The sequence below is a fragment of the Pedobacter alluvionis genome (assembly GCF_003664035.1).
GTDB classification, from domain to species: Bacteria; Bacteroidota; Bacteroidia; order Sphingobacteriales; family Sphingobacteriaceae; genus Pedobacter; species Pedobacter alluvionis.
Window position 1 is genome coordinate 1275508 of record NZ_RCCK01000011.1, and the last position, 16496, is coordinate 1292003.

A 16496-nucleotide genomic window follows, 5' to 3' on the forward strand; every position below is an offset into this window, starting at 1 on the left:
GAACGCAGTGAAGAATCTGTTACTCAGATAGCACTGAAGAAAGATGCTTTATGAAGGCTCATAGAAGAAACGCAGAGATTCTTCGTTGCACTCAGAATGACAGAACCCTATATAAAATTCATCCTCCCGATTGGAACGCAGTCCCGAATTTTCGGAAAAGAGATCTATCTGGACAGATCTCTCGACTTCGTTGCACTCCAATCAAAATGAAGATATTTAGGTCATCCTTCTTACATTTTACATCTAGTACAGCACCCTAAACTTTATGGTCTGCTCAATCTTTTTAAGCGATTTAAACAGTTGTTTATCGTACTGTGCATTGATATCGGTAATAGCATAGCCAATTTCAGGATTGGTCATTAAAAACTGGCTCACAATATTGATATCGTGTTTGGCAAAAACAGTATTGATTTTCGCCATAATACCCGGAACGTTTTTGTGAATGTGAATTAAGCGGTGCGATTTCTCAATTTTTGGCAATTGTAAGTTCGGGAAATTGCTGCTCAGATAAGTTGCTCCGGTATTCATAAAATCGGCAACCCGTTTCGGGATAAAATCGATGTTGCGCGGATTATTTTTCGGATCATCGAAAACCACAATCCCTAGTTTGGTGCAAAGATTAAGATCTATCTTATTCTTTGCATTTCCCAAATATCCGATGGTTTTAAGTTTAGCTGCATTTTTTAACTGCTCTTTATCTATTTTCTCGCCATCGGCTAGCAAGATAATCCCCACATCTTTTACATATTTCTCTTCGAATGAGGTTTTATGGCGAATAGATAAACCGTCATTTTTAAGAATGGATATGGTTAAAGGGTCAACATCTCCAATTACCAAACAAAGAATTCTGTTTTTTGGATAAGAAATTGCACGCGGCAGATCATTTACGTACAAAAACTCATCGAAGCTTGGCGTTACATGGTCTGCTTTGGAAACAATGCTTTCACGGGCAATATTCTCTGTAAATGCAAAAAACTTATTAATGATCCCGCTTTCGCGCAACTGGAAATCAGAATAACCATCACCTATACCAAATAACTCGCCTTCGAGTTTCAAATGCTGAAGCAGTTTTACTTTACCACCTTCTTCACTTAAAGGATTGGCATGATCGTAATCTATAATTTTACCATCACCAGTGGTTACAAAGGTATTGGCATAAATATTTTCCTTTTTGATGTGATATTGACTTACTACTGGCGTAATAAATTCCTTAAATCCACCAGAGACAATCAGTACCTCATCGGCATGTTTCTTAAAAAACTCGGCATTACGCGAAAAGGAAGTAGATACTTTCTTTTTTAAATGTTTAATAAGTTGTTTTAAATGATCTTCGTTGGCTTCAAGTAGCTTAACACGTTGTGCTAAACTTTCTGAGAAGGAAAGTTTTCCTTCCATGGCGAAATTGGTGTAATCTTCAATCTTCTGGAAAATCGCCTCTTTATCCGGGTGGTTCTTTAGCGAAATTCGGGCAAGTTCATCAAGTGCTTCTACCTGTGTAAAGGTACTATCAAAATCGATGATGTAATAGGCTTTTTCTTTGGGCATTATCTTAAATGTTGGGTAATTTCTTTTATGCTTTCAGCAACCGGCTTAAAAGTAATACCTGTTGCCGTTTTTACTTTATGGTTATTGTAATAACTTAGGGTTAAACTGCTCTTTGCAGCATCTTTGGTGATAGAAGGCTGTTTACCAGTAAATATAGACACAAATTTTAGTGCCCTCCAGGCTATTCCGAGCATCCATGGTTTGGCTTCTTTTGTTGGTGCTTTAACGTTAAAACCCTGCGCAATTTCGCTGAACAAATCTTTATAATGATAATCATCGGCAGAAATGATATACCGCTCTCCCGAGACTTCGGCGTCCATTAGCAGGATCATCGCTTTAACTACATCTTCAACATCAACAAAACCCGAAGCTCCATCAGTATAAAATGGAAAACCATCTTTTACCAATTTAAAAATTGCTCCACTCCCTTCAAAACCCGCATTTTTACCAATAATGACTGATGGGTTGACAATAATAGCGTTTAATCCTTCTGTGATGCCACGCCAAACCTCCATTTCTCCTTCATATTTGGACAAACCGTAGGCGTGTGCTTTTGCATCATACTCCCAAAAGTCTTTTTCGGTAATTTTATGTCCTTTTTTTGCATTGCCCAGGGCAGCAACCGAACTTACATGCAATAGTCTGCAATTATTTTCGGCAGAAAGGTTTACAACGTTCGATGTACCTTCTATGTTGACATGAAAAAGCTGCTTTTTATGTTTCGGGTTAAACGATACAAATGCGGCGCAATGGTAAATTTTAGTAATCCCCGTAAAAGCATCTTCTAAAGTAGCAAGTTCATTAATATCGGCTTCGAACCATTCAATCAAAGGATTATTTTCGATCAACGCAGGGATTTTAGATTTCTCCCGCTTCAGCGCCCGAACCGTTAAACCATTGTTGGTTAACTGCTTAATTAATTCAGATCCTAAAAATCCAGTTCCTCCGGTTACCAGTATCATTTTATTTTTTTTCGGGCTATATGTGAAAATACGCATTCAAAAATAGATATTTGAGCCGAGAGTTTTAAATATATGTCATTAACGGATTTCTTTTCCCCAATAAACCCCGATAGTTTTACGCCAAAACAAGGATTTTTTACAAGTCAGCTGGGATTAAAAGCGCAGATTTACACCGAATCGTTTCCCGATTTTGAAGAACATACTTACGATCTGGCCATTTTTGGCGTACTGGATGGAAGAGGTGCCGTTAACAATGAAGGTTGTGCCCTGGCACCCGATTATTTTAGAGAGAAATTTTACAAACTTAATGAAGGCGCTTTTAGTAGTCGGATTGTAGATTTAGGTAATATTAAACATGGTGCAACCATTTCCGATACTTACATCGCCATCAAAATGGTGGTTTCAGAACTGATCAAAAAAGACATTATTCCAATCATTATTGGTGGCGGACAAGATTTAACATACGGTCAATACCTGGGGTATGAAGATTTAGAGCAAAAAGTAGATCTCGTTATTATAGATAATCAATTTGATATTGGTGATGACGACAATGAGGGAATTGCTACCCGATCGGATTGTTACCTGAACAAAATTTTCTTACATCAACCCAATTACCTTTTCAATTTTAGCAATGTAGGCTATCAAACTTATTTTGTAAATCAAGAAAGTTTGAGTGTTATGGATAAATTATATTTTGATGTACACCGTTTGGGTGAGTTTGCCCAGGATATTACCTTAACAGAGCCCATTATCCGCAATGCAAACATGATAAGCTTTGATATAAGCGCCATCCGCTCTGCCGATGCTGCAGCAAATGCGAACACCACGCCAAATGGTTTTGATGGTGAAGAAGCCTGTCGCATTGCCCGCTATGCAGGCATGAATGATAAATTGACCTCAATTGGTTTTTATGAGTTTAATCCTGCTTATGACAACAACGGACAAACAGCTTTCTTACTTGCCCAAATGGTATGGTATTTTGTGGAGGGCTATTACGCTCGTAAAAAGGATTTTCCGCTTACACCTAAATCGCAGTTTATAATTTATCGAACCAGTTTAAAGGATGGTTCGGGAGAAATGATGTTTGTAAAAAGCAAAAAATCAGACCGCTGGTGGATGCAGGTACCTTATCCGTCTGGCCAAACTAAAAATGAACGTTACCACCTTGTACCTTGCAGGTATGATGATTATCAGACTGCCGTTAATGGTGAAATGCCCGATTTATGGTGGAGAACCTATCAAAAACTGAATTAAAATTCTATGTAATTTCAAAGTTAGTGTTGAGTTTTTCATTTTTCACCGAAAACCAGCATAAAGGATTACACGCTTATGAGCAGTCTATCATAATTTTACACAGCTATTTACGTTTTAGCCATACAGAATTCTATATTTGAACAGGATTAAACCAACCTCATAAAAACATCATGATTTTCAAAATCAAAAAGTAAAATCAACAAATCATGATAACTAACTAATGAAAACAATTTTATACAGATGAAAAAATTATTATTATCAGCAATGGCTTTATTGCCACTTGCAGCATTGGCACAGAAGCCATTTACAGTTAATGGCGACATAAAGGGCCTAAAAACCGGAGATAAGGTTTACCTTATATATCAAACAGAAGGTAAAAGCATTACCGACTCTGCAATTGTAGCAAACGGTGCTTTTGCTTTTAAAGGAACATTAGCCAGCCCTGCTCAGGGTAGCCTTTTCTTAAACAAAAATCCTTATGTTAATCGTCCGGCACAGGGTGAGAAATTAGATGCATTATCGCTATACGTAGAGCCAGGAAATATAAAGCTATCTGCAGCAGATTCATTAAAAAAAGCAACAATTACCGGCTCTCCCGTTAATGCTGATGCAGCTAAATTAAAAGCATTAACTAAACCTGTAGCAGATAAACTTGCTGCAATTAATGCAGAATATGCTGCTTATACACCAGAGCAAAAACAAGATAAGGCCGTTATGGAGGCTTTAGGCGCTCGTTATGAAAAAGAAGCTGCAGGATTGACACCATTGTTATTGCAGTTTGCTAACAGCAACCCAAAATCATTTATAAGCTTAAATTCAATTAATGAGCTGGCTTCAGATCCAGATCAGGCGGCTGCAGCAGAGAAAACTTTTAATGCACTTTCACCTGAACTTAAGGCAACTTACACGGGCAAAAAAATTGCTCAAATATTCGAAGCAGGAAGAAAAACAGCTGTAGGTGTGATGGCTATGGATTTTACCCAGAATGACCCCGATGGTAAACCCGTTAAATTATCTGATTTTAAAGGAAAATATGTACTGGTAGATTTCTGGGCTTCATGGTGTGGACCATGCCGTCAGGAAAATCCAAATGTGGTAGTAGCTTACAACAAGTTTAAAGATAAAGGCTTTACTGTTTTAGGTGTTTCTTTAGACCGTCCTGGTAAAAAAGATGCCTGGTTAAAAGCAATTGCTGACGACAAATTAACATGGACACATGTTTCTGATTTAAAATTTTGGGATAACGAGGTAGCGCAAATGTATGGTATCCGCTCAATTCCAGCCAATTTCCTAATTGATCCAACAGGTAAAATTATTGCTAAAGGCTTAAGAGAACAAGCTTTACAAGATAAACTTCAAGAATTATTAGGAAGTAAATCGAAATAAAAAAAGCATTAAAAACAAAGAAAGTCCCAACTAAAAATTGGGACTTTCTTTGTTTTACAGGAAAGCTTATTAAGCAGATTTTAAGAAATCCAATACGTTAATGAAATAATTTTCAAGTCCCTGGTAAGGGTCTTCTCCAGGAATCCATGATGCGAATTTCCAGTATTCCCAATCTGTATTTTCGATTACCGGTGGGATTAAAAGGAAATATTGTTCTTCCGTCAAGCCACCGATTACAATACTTCTCGCCAGTTTAATTCCTACATCAAGCAATTCTATCTGCTCAGTCCAGATTTCGATTAGCTGTGGGTCAACGTCTTTTAGAAATGCCACATCGCTCATTTTAGAAAACGATGGATCAACGTTTTCATTTGGCGTGGTAAATCCATTGGTAAGCAACAGAAATTCTTGATAATCCGCGGGAAGCGTTACTCCCAGCCTTATTTCAGCTTCATGTATTTCGGCTGAGGTGGCGGGTTGATTGCCCAGCCACTTTGTTTCGATCTGCTCAGTTGTAAAACTAAATTCTCCTTGTTTAATCGCCGTTTCGGAAATCTTCTTAAGTATTTTCTTCAACTTATATTCTTTCAAATCAAGTCAAACCCAATATCTTCCCTGAAATATTTCCCGTCGAAATAAATTCTCCCAGCATCTGCAGTTGCCGATTGTAAAGCCGTAAACAAATCTTTTTGTAAACTGGTAATTGCAATTACCCTTCCTCCATTTGTTTTCACTACATCATTTTCTAACAATGTTCCGGCATGAAATGCATTCGAATGACGTAGGTTCTCGATGCCCGAAATGGCTTTACCTTTCAGATAATCACCCGGGTAACCACCTGCCACAATCATTACAGTAGCGGCTGTTTGCTCAGAAATAACCAGATTAACCTGATTTAATTGTTTATTAGCTGTAGCTAAAAACAGCTCTACCAAGTCGTTTTCAACTCTGGGGATCACGCTCTCTGTTTCAGGATCGCCCATACGTGCATTGTACTCAATTACAAAAGGCTCCTCTCCTACTTTAATCAGTCCGAAAAAGATAAAACCTGTATAATCGATATTATCTTTCTTTAACCCATCAACCGTTGGTTTAATAATGCGTTCTTCAACTTTAGCTAAAAATTCTGGTGTGGCAAAAGGAACGGGAGAAACTGAGCCCATACCACCAGTATTTAGGCCGGTATCGCCCTGGCCAATTCTCTTATAATCTTTAGCAGAGGGCAGTGTAATATAATTTTCACCATCAGTTAAAATAAATACCGAAAGTTCTATCCCGCTTAAAAATTCTTCAATGACCACAGTTGCGCCAGCTGCACCAAATTTACCGCCAAGCATCAGTTTTAATTCTTCCTGAGCTTCGATGGTCTCGGTACAGATTAACACCCCTTTACCTGCTGCTAAACCATCTGCTTTTAAAACAACTGGTAAAGCATGGTTTTGCAGATAAGCCAATCCATCTTCCAAAGTTTCGGGCGTAAAAGATTTTGAAGCCGCAGTAGGAATACCATGGCGCTCCATAAACTGTTTAGAGAAATCTTTGCTTCCTTCTAAAATGGCGCCCTCTTTTTTAGGTCCGATAACAGGAATGTGTGCAATGGCTTTGTCGGCAAGGAAAAAGTCATGAATACCATTTACCAGCGGTTCTTCAGGGCCTACTACAACAAGTCCGATGTTTTCGGTAAGCACTACTTTTTTAATGGCATCAAAATCGTTTACATTGATGTTGATGTTTGTGCCATAAGCCCCTGTACCACCGTTACCTGGAGCAATAATTAGTTTATCGCAGTGCGAAGACTGGCTCATTTTCCAAGCGAATGCGCTTTCTCTGCCGCCTGAACCTAAAAGTAAGATATTCATATCGGCAAAGATAATATTTTACCATCAAGTAGCCCAGTATGAAGAGGTAAGACTTTACGATAAAGCACTTTTGCTTTAAACTGTTCAGTATTTAAAAAAAATGAAGAGGAATACGAAACTAAAATATGCCCAAAGAATAGAAAACATGGCGTGGACGGTGGTTTCGAATAGCTTACCTTTCCATAAGTCCTTGGAATAAACAAAGAATTGAATAAAGAATCTCGTAATCCAAAATAAACCCAAACCGAGCGATATTTTTCTTCCAAGATCGGTATATATTAATTCGTTTGATGAGGTTAAACAGAGTAGTCCCATTAGGAATACGGTAAGGGCAACAAAAAATGTATGCACCAACATCATCTGCCTATTTATTAAACTCAGTAATTTAAGTTCAGTTTGCCAATTAAAATATTTCGGGAAAATGACGTGAATGAGTGCTAATGCAACCAGAACAACACCAACTATTAATAAGTGTATCTGCATTAAGGGCAACAGTTAAAAATAGACATAAATGGGGTGAGTTTAGTTTCAGAGAACGAAGAAAAACCTGCCGCTTTAAATGCTTTTTGCCAAATCCCCCTTGAGAAAAAATGAGTAAAACCTATAGAAAAAGCCATAAAATTGGGCAAATCACGTAAATGTTCTACCATAACTATCTTGCCCGTTGGTTTGCATAGCCTATAACATTCTTTTAAAAAAACAATCTTCTCTTGTTGAGATCTTATTTCATGCGCTGCCAACAACAGAAATATGATATCGACGGATTTATCGGACAAAGGAATCAAATCCGTTGTGATCTGCTTTGTATCAGGAAATAGTAAACTTACTTTTCTCGCTCTGGTTATTGCCTTTTCGGTATGCTTTTCTGGATTGTAAAAATCGAAAACTTTTAAAGTTGCTTGCGGAAAATAATCTTTTAGAATGAAACTCGTTTCATCGAACCCGGCGTTAATATTTAAGATTAAATCTGGACTGGAATTGGAAATACCTATTTTCTTTAGCCAATCGAAATTATAATATCCAGAAAAATCGTAAACATATGCAGATACGATTAATGGAATTAAAAGACCGTAAAGAAAAGCTAAAATGATTATCCAAAATAAGACAACAGGCCATGGTATTAATATTTGACTAATTATCACTAACAATAAAGCAACAAAACCAAATAGGTAAAAATGCCGGTTAAAACTTAAAATGTTTAACATACCCTGAAATTTTCTTCTTTTTACTTCCATTTTTCAATTTTTCCGCTCTTCCAATAATAAGGAATATTTTGAATGTCAAAGGCATTTGCCAAAATCGGATCTTTTAGATTCAAAGAATTTAAAAACCCAAAGTTATAATTGACAATTTTAATCGGGGCTGGTTGCCAGTTCTGCCTAACGCCCTCTATAATTAAAACTTCTTTGTTTTTTTTATTGTAGGTAAAAGTAAAGGGTAATGGCCCGGCAAATCTTCTGGCTTCCTTCCAATCGGCAAATGGCGAATTTTCGGGCAAAGCAACTTTAGGATCTGTTTTATCTATTATGATTTTAAAATTAGACTTGGTGGAAGTAATTTCTTTAATATTTTCTCTGTCAATTATTGTAATATCCGTCGTGGTATAATTATAATGTGTAAAAATATTACCCATAAACTCCATTTTCTTTTTATTTGTTTCTGATTTTAAAATATAGAGACCACGCAGACTTTTACCCGCTTTGTTTGTATAACGCACAAATACTCGGTATCCAATAAGAAAAAAATCGTTACCCATAAATTGGGGGAAGCCTTTGGGCCTCAAATTTTTGGTCTGAACCATTGCTATGGCAAGGAAAGCCCATTTATCTTCAAAGGTATCCAATGTTAAGCATTCCGGAATAAGGGGTTCTAGCGCTGCTTTTGGGACAGCAAACGTTAATACAAGGGAATTTTCAAAAAATGCATCGACTGCAAAGGGGTGGTTTTTAAGAAATGAGAACATGCTGCTTGCTGTATTATTTTTTGTTTAAATAAAACCCATTAATAAAAACAATCAGAATAAATATAAATGCAAAAAGTGAATTAAATTTCCCCCAAAGCAATAAATCTGGCGCAAAAATAAATTCGATAACATTCATTGTGGCAATTACTACAATCTGAACAATAGCATTTAGCCTGGTTTTGAAACGACTTAAAATCCAGATAGCCATCACAATTTCTGATATGCCGATAAGAATTGTTAAGCTATGGCTATAGGTGGAGGTTAAAATCCTGGCAACAATCTGTTCATGGCGAGGAACAAGGCCTAATACCTTACAAAACAATCCATTTGCAAGCCAAACTAATGCGATAAACCAAACAAGTATTTTTCTAATTAATAATTGGTTTTTGCAATTGATTACGGTTACCATATTGCATTATTTAGCGCTCCGCGTCATTTGCTCAAGCATATCCCACATTTCGTTCGGGATGGCTTCCAAACCATTCATCTGGCCTGCCCCCTGCAACCATTCGCCGCCATCAATGGTAATTACTTCTCCGTTAATGTAGCCTGAAAAATCGCTCACCAGAAATGCCGCTAAATTGGCGAGTTCCTGATGATCGCCAACTCTTTTTAGGGGAACACGGTTTTTAAAATCGAACTTTTTGGCCAAATCGCCAGGCAATAAACGCTCCCATGCACCTTTGGTTGGAAATGGCCCCGGAGCAATAGCATTGGTACGGATACCATATTTACCCCACTCTACGGCCAAAGATCTTGTTAGTGCTAAAACACCACCCTTGGCACAAGCCGATGGTACCACATAGGCTGAACCTGTAAAAGCGTAAGTGGTAATGATATTTAAAACTGTTGCCGCTTGTTTTTCCTTAATCCAATGTTTACCAAAGGTAAGTGTACAGTTAACCGTTCCTTTTAAAACGATATCGATAATGGATGAAAAGGCATTTGCGGATAACCGTTCTGTTGGTGAGATAAAATTACCCGCAGCATTGTTCAATAATACATCTACCGAGCCAAATCTTTCTAAAGTTTTCGTCAATACGTTTTCTACCTGTTCAATCTCCCGCACATCGCAGGCTACAGCCAATACTTTGCCACCGGTTTTTTCTTCCATTTCGTCGGCAGTTTTTTGTAATACTTCCTGCTTACGGCTGGTGATCACTAGATTAGCACCTAACTTCAAAAAATAAACGCCCATCGCTTTCCCAAGTCCCGTTCCTCCACCTGTAATTACAATGGTTTTTCCTTTTAAAGCATCTTCTCTGAGCATGGGTGAATTATAATTGAACATAATATTTGGTTAACTGGTTAATTGTTTAGATTGTTTTCTTGCTAAATTGCTGGGAATGGTTAATCGGTTAATTGTTGTGATTGGCTAACTGTAGAGGTTCGTAAATTGTTAACAGGAAACCGACAACTGCAAACTGATTACTTTCTTTGCAGGTTAGCTAAAATTGTTTTTAAAATATGGCGCGTAGCAGGCGACCACCACTGTGCTAACATTTTTTCTAAAGTAGCCGATTGATCAGCAGATACGGCAGCAATGAGTTCTTCGCGAATATTCACTTTACTCTGCGACCAGGTATTACTTTCGAGCTCCATGTATTTTTTAATCTTGCGTTCGGCTGCTGTTAACAAACTCTCGTTCTTTACCAATTCATCTACCAAACCAACCTGTAGCGCTTCTTCGGGACTGTAAAGTTTACCCGAAAGTAAACTGCGGCTTGCTTCAGCTTTACCTAGCCAAAACGCATACAACTGAAAGATACTATTCGGCACAATAATACCTACCGGAACTTCATTAAGTCCAATAATATATTGTCCTTCTGCCATTACCCGGTAATCGCAGGCTAATGCCATTACACATCCGCCAGCCGGGCTATGGCCACTAATTGCGGCTACCATTGGTTTTTTAAACGAAACCATATTAGCAGTAAAGCCCAGAAACAACTGCCAGAAAGATTTAGCCTCCTCTTCGTTGTAATTATATAATTCTACCAAATCCAGTCCAGCAGAAAAGAAAGGTGCTGTTCCCGTTAAAATTACACCGCCAATGTTATCATCAGCGGTAATATTTTTAAGCATATCATCAAGTTCGGTAATGAGCTCGCGGTTTAAGGCATTCGATTTACCTCTATCTAACGTAATGGTTGCCAGGCGATCTTTAACACTTACTTTTATTGTATTCATATTTAAATAGTATCAAGATTTGAATATTCAGTATCAAGGTTTAAGTATCGGGTATCAAGATTAATATACCGCAGCATAAACTATGCATGCATACTAATTCAAATTTATCTATTTTTATCTATTTCACATCATAAGTGTAAACTTTTCTTGCTAAATGCCCTAAAGCGTCTATTCCTTCTATAACTACGCGGTAAGTTCCAGGCTCATCTGCATTATAAAATTCGAATTTTGCTTTTCCATCCTTATCTGTAACAACCTGTGGGTTCCAATAAATAGTGGTTCTTAAATCGGTCTTGCTGCTTGAGCTTGTTGCATCATATTTTGGCGAATAAAACTCTCTTGAGATCGTAAATCCTTTTGGATTAAAGGTTACAATTCCTGGCGCATATCTATCGGTGCTTCTGCCACCGTCACCACGTTTGGTGGTAATAATAATTACACCTCCACCACCTTGCGAACCATAAATCGCGGTATTACCGATACTTTTTAGTAACTCGATAGATTCTACATCGTTAGGCGTAACGTTATCCAGAAAATCGGCCTCCATTTGCATCCCATCAACAATAATACGCATTGGTGTGTCTTGACTCCGCATTAAATATGGCACATTCCCTCTAAATATTACGCCTGGTAAACGGCCCTGCAAACATTGAGATAAGGTAACACAAGTAGATAACTGATCGGCAGTCATAATAAAATCAGCCCTACCGGCACCATTTAAATTGGATGAATTTTTCGCGGGGTTTTTCTTTTCAGTAATGGTTACCTCTTCGAGTTTAATGGTTCGCTCCAGCAAGCCTAAACGGGTCATCTCATTAAAATAATTATCACTTTCTTTAATATACTTCATCAAAGTATTGTTCACATTGATATCAATATCGGCTCCATTTTTATTCTTGGTTACAATCTGGCCGGGAACAATATCAAGATTAATATCTACAAATTTCCGCTCGGTTTTAGTTCTTGCCTGAACCACAAATTTTGTACTGTCGCCAAAACTTAAATTATCGAAAACAAATTTTCCTTCTGCATTTGTTACCGTATCCAAAATGTACATGGTTCCTTTTGTGGCCATCAGCATTACTTTACCACCGGGTACAGGTTTATTGCCTTTCATCACCGTTCCGCTAATGCTGATAGACTGTTCTGGCTTATAGGTAATATTCGGCCCAACATTATTGATAATATTTTTCCAAAGAAATCTTCTCCAGCCCTGGGTAAGCATGAGGTTATCGAGTTCTTTTTGTGTTTGAAGATCGTCTTTTAAAAAATAATGGTTGGGATTCTCTACGTATCCGGTCAGATCAGAGGTAAGCAACAATGACGTGAGTATATTCGATTCATTGTTTTCATCAGGGCTAACTTTTGTTGCATTGGTAACCGCAACTGAAAAGCTACCTAAAACAGGCTTATTCTCATTATTTGCATTGAAAGTAAAAGCTGCTTTTCCTCTTTTTGAGGCAGCTACTTCAGATGCATTAAGCGATACATCAATCAGCCCGGCCTTATTGTTTATAAAAACCAGGCGTTCTGCTAAAGGTTGATTACTGCCCGAAAACAATGTAAACTGAACAATACCGGCGGGGAGGTTCTTTTTTGGAATACTGGCTACCAGCACCTGTTTATCCATTTTAGCTTTAGAGCCATAATATACATTGCCTCCATGCTGCCCCACAACCTTTAATTCAGCTCCATTTACAAGATCAGCGCTAGCCATAATTTTAACTATCACTTTACCGGTATCTAAAGCATTTACAGAAAGTGCATACCCACTTTTAACGGCTACCGGAAGTTTAATTGCCTTTTCAGATCCATCTTTAAACTTAACTTTTGCTGTGTAAGACCTACCTGCCTGACTATTAAATACGAAATTTCCCATGCCCAGATAATTGGTAGAAAAAGAAGTAACTTCATTTCCAGTTTCATCCAGAATGCTACCTTGAATATCCTCACCACGGCCATTAGCGCCAACGGCTTTGATAGCCACTTTTTGTGGCAGTTCTTCAACAAGCGCTCCTCCTTCTGGCATAAACTGTACATCTACATCATTAGAGGTTGAAGTAATCGGGATAGATTTGATCACCTTTTGTTTATTATCAAGCGTTATGGTTGCAATGATTTTTCCAGATTTATTTTGAAACGGCTGATTATTAGTAAAATTAATCACCGCATCGCCCGTTAAACTGGTTTTAACTTTTCCTTTGCTAACCGAGCGGTAATCTAACTGTACATCATAACTCACTTCATTTCCGCTATAAGCTACACCATTTTTATCTTCGAAATGAACTGTGGCTGTAACTTTATCAGCGTTATTCTCTTTTGTAAAGTTATAGGTGGTTTTTGTAAAAACTTTGTTAGCCCAGCTATTTCCGATCTTAATTGTCTTATCGTAAAAAAAATCGGCACCAAAATTCCGCATGTAATTGGTATAGGCCCTAATTCTATAATTGCCCTCGGCCAGTGAATCTGTGAGCTTAAAATCGCCCCAGGTAATTCCACCCATAATGGGTAATTTAACCATTTTTTTTAGCGAATCCTTTTCATTAATCAGCTCTACATACAGGATTTTGCTGATGCCAGAAGGAGCCGAAGTCTTGGTATCCACCACATAGGCTTTGAACCAAATATCATCTCCAATGGCATAATAAGGCTTATCTAAATGAAGATGGACTTTTTCTTGGGGATACTTGCTGGTATAATCTTCTAGTTTTTGCAAAAGCTGACTAAATGGATCATCATCCATTTTGAATGCGCCAAAAACAATAAGCAGAGATAGAAAAGTGATTGCGAGAGTAATTTTGAGTTTCATGTGGTTATTAACAAATAAATACGTGTCAAGGTACAAAACCTAAGGCATACTTTTATGAAGTTAGCATGAAATTTAGCCTGACTTCTAAGCTTTTAGTTAACCGCTATAAAAACGCTTGATTACAAATTTACAGGGTTAGAATCAATATCATAAGTTAAGAATTTTTAACCACAGATGAGCACAGATAAATACGGATTTCATTTCCAAAAAAAATATTTCTTTAGTTAGGTGATTTGGAAATGAGGGGTTCCGAGCGTTTGGCGGCATCAGCCCCGCTTTACGCTTTACTCCGCTGCGCTCCGTGTTCGCTTTAATCGGGTTTAGGAACGATGTTTAGTGTCCTGAGAACAGACCGTCAATCATAAACCCGACAGCAGCGGCGGCTCCCGATTCTTTCATCGGGACCACAGCGAATGGCGGGACTACAAACTCCACAGCGCAGCGGCGGCTTTCATTTCCAAAAAAAGAGAAAACGAATTGACTGCAGGCTACCAACAGATTAAACAAATTGTTAAAATTTATTCTTCCACATCATGCTTTCTACCGGCCTGGTGGTTTTATTGTTGTACTTAGCGTTACCTTTTGAATTATACATTGTTTCAATTTTACCTTCAACAACAAAATAAATCAATTGGCCAATAGGCATTCCGGCATAAATTTTTACAGGTTGTGCTACCGATATTTCCAATGTCCAGGTATTACAAAAACCAACGTCACCTTTACCTGCTGTTGCATGAATATCGATACCTAAACGGCCGGTGCTGCTTTTGCCTTCTAAAAAGGGTACATGCCCGTGTGTTTCGGTGTATTCTACGGTAACACCAAGATATAGCGTACCCGGGTGAAGGACATAACCATCTTTAGGAATTTCGAAATGTTCGATTTCGTTGTGCGCCTTTGCATCAAGCACGCGGCTTTTATATGTAGCCAGATATTTCCCTAAATGAACATCATACGAGTTGGTTCCTAAACATTCGCGCTTAAAAGGCTCAATGATGATTGTTCCCTTCTCAATTTCCTCTAATATCCTGCTATCAGATAATATCATTTTTATACGTATTTTTGGCCTAAATTATCATTTATTTAAGATAATTTTGCATGTAATCTCCAATTTAGTCAATGCCAATAATTTACCACAAAAATATTGATCAGCATTCTGTTTTAGCAATTTGGAAAATTGAGGAAACAGAAGAAGAGTTGTTGGCCGGACTGCAGCTTAAGCAGCATGAACATGATATTATTTCATCCTTAAATAGTGGCAAGCGGCTACTGCACTGGTTAAGTACGAGGCTGCTGTTGAGAACCATGTTGAATACAACCGAATATATTGACTGCCAGTTTGATGAACATGGCAAACCCTATCTGGTTAATTTCGATTACCATATTTCATTAAGTCATTCTTATGATTATGCAGCCGTGATGATTAGCAAAGATCATCCTGTTGGTATTGATATTGAACTGATTAAACACAAAATAAAAAGCATTAAAAACAAGTTCTTAAGTGATGTAGAACTTGCCCAAAAGCAAATCGGAGATAATACCGATGGTTTATACGTAGCCTGGTGTGCTAAAGAGGCCATTTATAAGTGGCATGGCAAAAAAGGACTGGAGTTTAAACAGCATATCCATATTAAACCATTCAAACTGAGAAATGAAGGTTCATTAAATGCGTTGGTTGAATTGCCAGCCGGTACGCGGGAATTAACCATTAATTACTTTAAAACAAAAGACGGTTACATGCTTGGCTATGTAGCCAGCAATTCTTAATATAAACGGAGATGAACGAGACAGTGGAAAAAGCAATTGCAACAGACTTAAAGCCAACTATTTTTGCAGACTGGGGCTTAACAGACTATCAGGAAGCCTGGGATAAACAGGAAGATTTGTTAAATAAAACGGTAGCCATTAAAACAGAAAACCGTATAAACAACACGAATAAGCCTACTCCGAACCATCTCGTATTTTGCGAGCACCCGCACGTTTATACTTTAGGTAAAAGCGGGCATCCCGAAAATTTATTATTGGATGAGCAGGGATTAAAAGATAAAAAAGCAACCTACTATAAAATAAACCGGGGTGGCGATATTACTTATCATGGGCCGGGGCAGCTAGTGGGCTACCCTATTCTTGATCTTGACAACTTCTTTACTGATATCCATTTATATTTACGTACCCTGGAAGAAGCCGTTATCCTTACTTTAAAAGATTATGGGATAGAAGCGGGACGTTATCCTGGCTTTACCGGGGTTTGGTTAGATGCTGATAATGAAAAGGCACGTAAAATATGTGCCATGGGCGTGCGCTGCAGTCGCTGGGTTACCATGCATGGTTTTGCCTTTAATGTAAATGTAGATTTAGATTACTTTAAAAACATTGTGCCATGTGGTATTGATGATAAAGCGGTAACCTCTTTAGCAAGCGAATTGGGTTATCAATTAGATATGGATGAAGTAAAAGGTAAACTGAAAAACCACATTGCCGGACTCTTTAAAATGCAACTGATTTAATCGGCTGGGTAAAACTAAGCC

At 37.9% G+C, this 16496-nt stretch carries 15 protein-coding genes; 4 read left to right on the forward strand and 11 right to left on the reverse strand.

Annotation, left to right across the window (positions count from 1 at the left end; translation table 11 throughout):
- Positions 1-243: 243 nt before the first annotated feature.
- A complete protein-coding gene (locus BCL90_RS13400) occupies positions 244-1545 on the reverse strand; it encodes an HAD-IB family phosphatase (RefSeq protein WP_121284454.1) in 1302 nt (433 codons plus the stop codon).
- Positions 1545-2507, reverse strand: coding sequence for an NAD-dependent epimerase/dehydratase family protein (locus BCL90_RS13405; RefSeq protein WP_121284621.1), 963 nt, complete (start codon positions 2505-2507; stop codon positions 1545-1547). The genes BCL90_RS13400 and BCL90_RS13405 overlap by 1 nt, the downstream gene beginning before the upstream one ends.
- A gap of 72 nt (positions 2508-2579) precedes the next feature.
- Between BCL90_RS13405 and BCL90_RS13410 the strand changes: the two genes are divergently transcribed.
- Positions 2580-3761, forward strand: coding sequence for a formimidoylglutamase (locus BCL90_RS13410; RefSeq protein ID WP_121284455.1), 1182 nt, complete (start codon positions 2580-2582; stop codon positions 3759-3761).
- A gap of 240 nt (positions 3762-4001) precedes the next feature.
- The gene (locus BCL90_RS13415; protein ID WP_121284456.1) at positions 4002-5147 is read left to right on the forward strand and encodes a TlpA disulfide reductase family protein; all 1146 of its coding nucleotides are present in this window, start codon (positions 4002-4004) and stop codon (positions 5145-5147) included.
- Between the two features lie 69 nt (positions 5148-5216).
- Here the strand turns inward: BCL90_RS13415 and BCL90_RS13420 are convergent, their stop codons facing one another.
- From BCL90_RS13420 to dcd, 9 genes are all read right to left on the reverse strand, one after another.
- The gene (locus BCL90_RS13420; RefSeq protein WP_121284622.1) at positions 5217-5723 is read right to left on the reverse strand and encodes an SMI1/KNR4 family protein; all 507 of its coding nucleotides are present in this window, start codon (positions 5721-5723) and stop codon (positions 5217-5219) included.
- 11 nt (positions 5724-5734) lie between these two features.
- Positions 5735-7006 (reverse strand): phosphoribosylamine--glycine ligase, encoded by a 1272-nt coding sequence (gene purD, locus BCL90_RS13425; RefSeq protein WP_121284457.1) that lies wholly within the window; start codon positions 7004-7006, stop codon positions 5735-5737.
- A gap of 482 nt (positions 7007-7488) precedes the next feature.
- Entirely contained in the window at positions 7489-8241 is a 753-nt protein-coding gene (locus BCL90_RS13435; RefSeq protein WP_121284459.1) for a class I SAM-dependent methyltransferase, read from the reverse strand.
- On the reverse strand, positions 8232-8969 hold the full coding sequence (locus tag BCL90_RS13440) for a DUF2071 domain-containing protein (protein ID WP_121284460.1): 738 nt from the start codon (positions 8967-8969) through the stop codon (positions 8232-8234). Before BCL90_RS13440 ends, BCL90_RS13435 begins: the two co-directional genes overlap by 10 nt.
- Before the next feature lie 13 nt (positions 8970-8982).
- On the reverse strand, positions 8983-9378 hold the full coding sequence (locus BCL90_RS13445) for a DoxX-like family protein (RefSeq protein ID WP_121284461.1): 396 nt from the start codon (positions 9376-9378) through the stop codon (positions 8983-8985).
- Positions 9379-9384: 6 nt separating this feature from the next.
- A complete protein-coding gene (locus BCL90_RS13450) occupies positions 9385-10260 on the reverse strand; it encodes an SDR family oxidoreductase (RefSeq protein WP_121284462.1) in 876 nt (291 codons plus the stop codon).
- Between the two features lie 137 nt (positions 10261-10397).
- On the reverse strand, positions 10398-11159 hold the full coding sequence (locus BCL90_RS13455) for an enoyl-CoA hydratase/isomerase family protein (RefSeq protein WP_121284463.1): 762 nt from the start codon (positions 11157-11159) through the stop codon (positions 10398-10400).
- 118 nt (positions 11160-11277) lie between these two features.
- Positions 11278-13968 carry a carboxypeptidase-like regulatory domain-containing protein gene (locus tag BCL90_RS13460; protein WP_166792098.1) on the reverse strand — a complete coding sequence of 897 codons (2691 nt, stop codon included), beginning with the start codon at positions 13966-13968 and terminating at the stop codon, positions 11278-11280.
- A gap of 511 nt (positions 13969-14479) precedes the next feature.
- Complete coding sequence (dcd, locus tag BCL90_RS13465) at positions 14480-15016, reverse strand: dCTP deaminase (RefSeq protein WP_121284464.1); 537 nt, start codon at positions 15014-15016, stop codon at positions 14480-14482.
- A 71-nt stretch (positions 15017-15087) separates the two neighbouring features.
- Here dcd and BCL90_RS13470 point away from each other — a divergent pair, with 71 nt between their 5' ends.
- Together BCL90_RS13470 and lipB are read left to right on the forward strand one after the other, a co-directional pair.
- The gene (locus tag BCL90_RS13470) at positions 15088-15735 is read left to right on the forward strand and encodes a 4'-phosphopantetheinyl transferase family protein (RefSeq protein ID WP_121284465.1); all 648 of its coding nucleotides are present in this window, start codon (positions 15088-15090) and stop codon (positions 15733-15735) included.
- A gap of 11 nt (positions 15736-15746) precedes the next feature.
- The gene (gene lipB / locus BCL90_RS13475; RefSeq protein WP_121284466.1) at positions 15747-16475 is read left to right on the forward strand and encodes a lipoyl(octanoyl) transferase LipB; all 729 of its coding nucleotides are present in this window, start codon (positions 15747-15749) and stop codon (positions 16473-16475) included.
- The last annotated feature ends 21 nt before the right edge of the window (positions 16476-16496 follow it).

Excerpts from the sequence above, each read along its gene's own strand:
- BCL90_RS13400 (WP_121284454.1), bottom strand. The coding sequence starts at position 1,545 with ATGCCCAAAGAAAAAGCCTATTACATCATCGATTTTGATAGTACCTTT.
- BCL90_RS13405 (WP_121284621.1), bottom strand. The coding sequence starts at position 2,507 with ATGATACTGGTAACCGGAGGAACTGGATTTTTAGGATCTGAATTAATT.
- BCL90_RS13410 (WP_121284455.1), top strand. The coding sequence starts at position 2,580 with ATGTCATTAACGGATTTCTTTTCCCCAATAAACCCCGATAGTTTTACG.
- BCL90_RS13415 (WP_121284456.1), top strand. The coding sequence starts at position 4,002 with ATGAAAAAATTATTATTATCAGCAATGGCTTTATTGCCACTTGCAGCA.
- purD (WP_121284457.1), bottom strand. The coding sequence starts at position 7,006 with ATGAATATCTTACTTTTAGGTTCAGGCGGCAGAGAAAGCGCATTCGCT.
- BCL90_RS13435 (WP_121284459.1), bottom strand. The coding sequence starts at position 8,241 with ATGGAAGTAAAAAGAAGAAAATTTCAGGGTATGTTAAACATTTTAAGT.
- BCL90_RS13440 (WP_121284460.1), bottom strand. The coding sequence starts at position 8,969 with ATGTTCTCATTTCTTAAAAACCACCCCTTTGCAGTCGATGCATTTTTT.
- BCL90_RS13445 (WP_121284461.1), bottom strand. The coding sequence starts at position 9,378 with ATGGTAACCGTAATCAATTGCAAAAACCAATTATTAATTAGAAAAATA.
- BCL90_RS13450 (WP_121284462.1), bottom strand. The coding sequence starts at position 10,260 with ATGTTCAATTATAATTCACCCATGCTCAGAGAAGATGCTTTAAAAGGA.
- BCL90_RS13455 (WP_121284463.1), bottom strand. The coding sequence starts at position 11,159 with ATGAATACAATAAAAGTAAGTGTTAAAGATCGCCTGGCAACCATTACG.
- BCL90_RS13460 (WP_166792098.1), bottom strand. The coding sequence starts at position 13,968 with ATGAAACTCAAAATTACTCTCGCAATCACTTTTCTATCTCTGCTTATT.
- dcd (WP_121284464.1), bottom strand. The coding sequence starts at position 15,016 with ATGATATTATCTGATAGCAGGATATTAGAGGAAATTGAGAAGGGAACA.
- BCL90_RS13470 (WP_121284465.1), top strand. The coding sequence starts at position 15,088 with ATGCCAATAATTTACCACAAAAATATTGATCAGCATTCTGTTTTAGCA.
- lipB (WP_121284466.1), top strand. The coding sequence starts at position 15,747 with ATGAACGAGACAGTGGAAAAAGCAATTGCAACAGACTTAAAGCCAACT.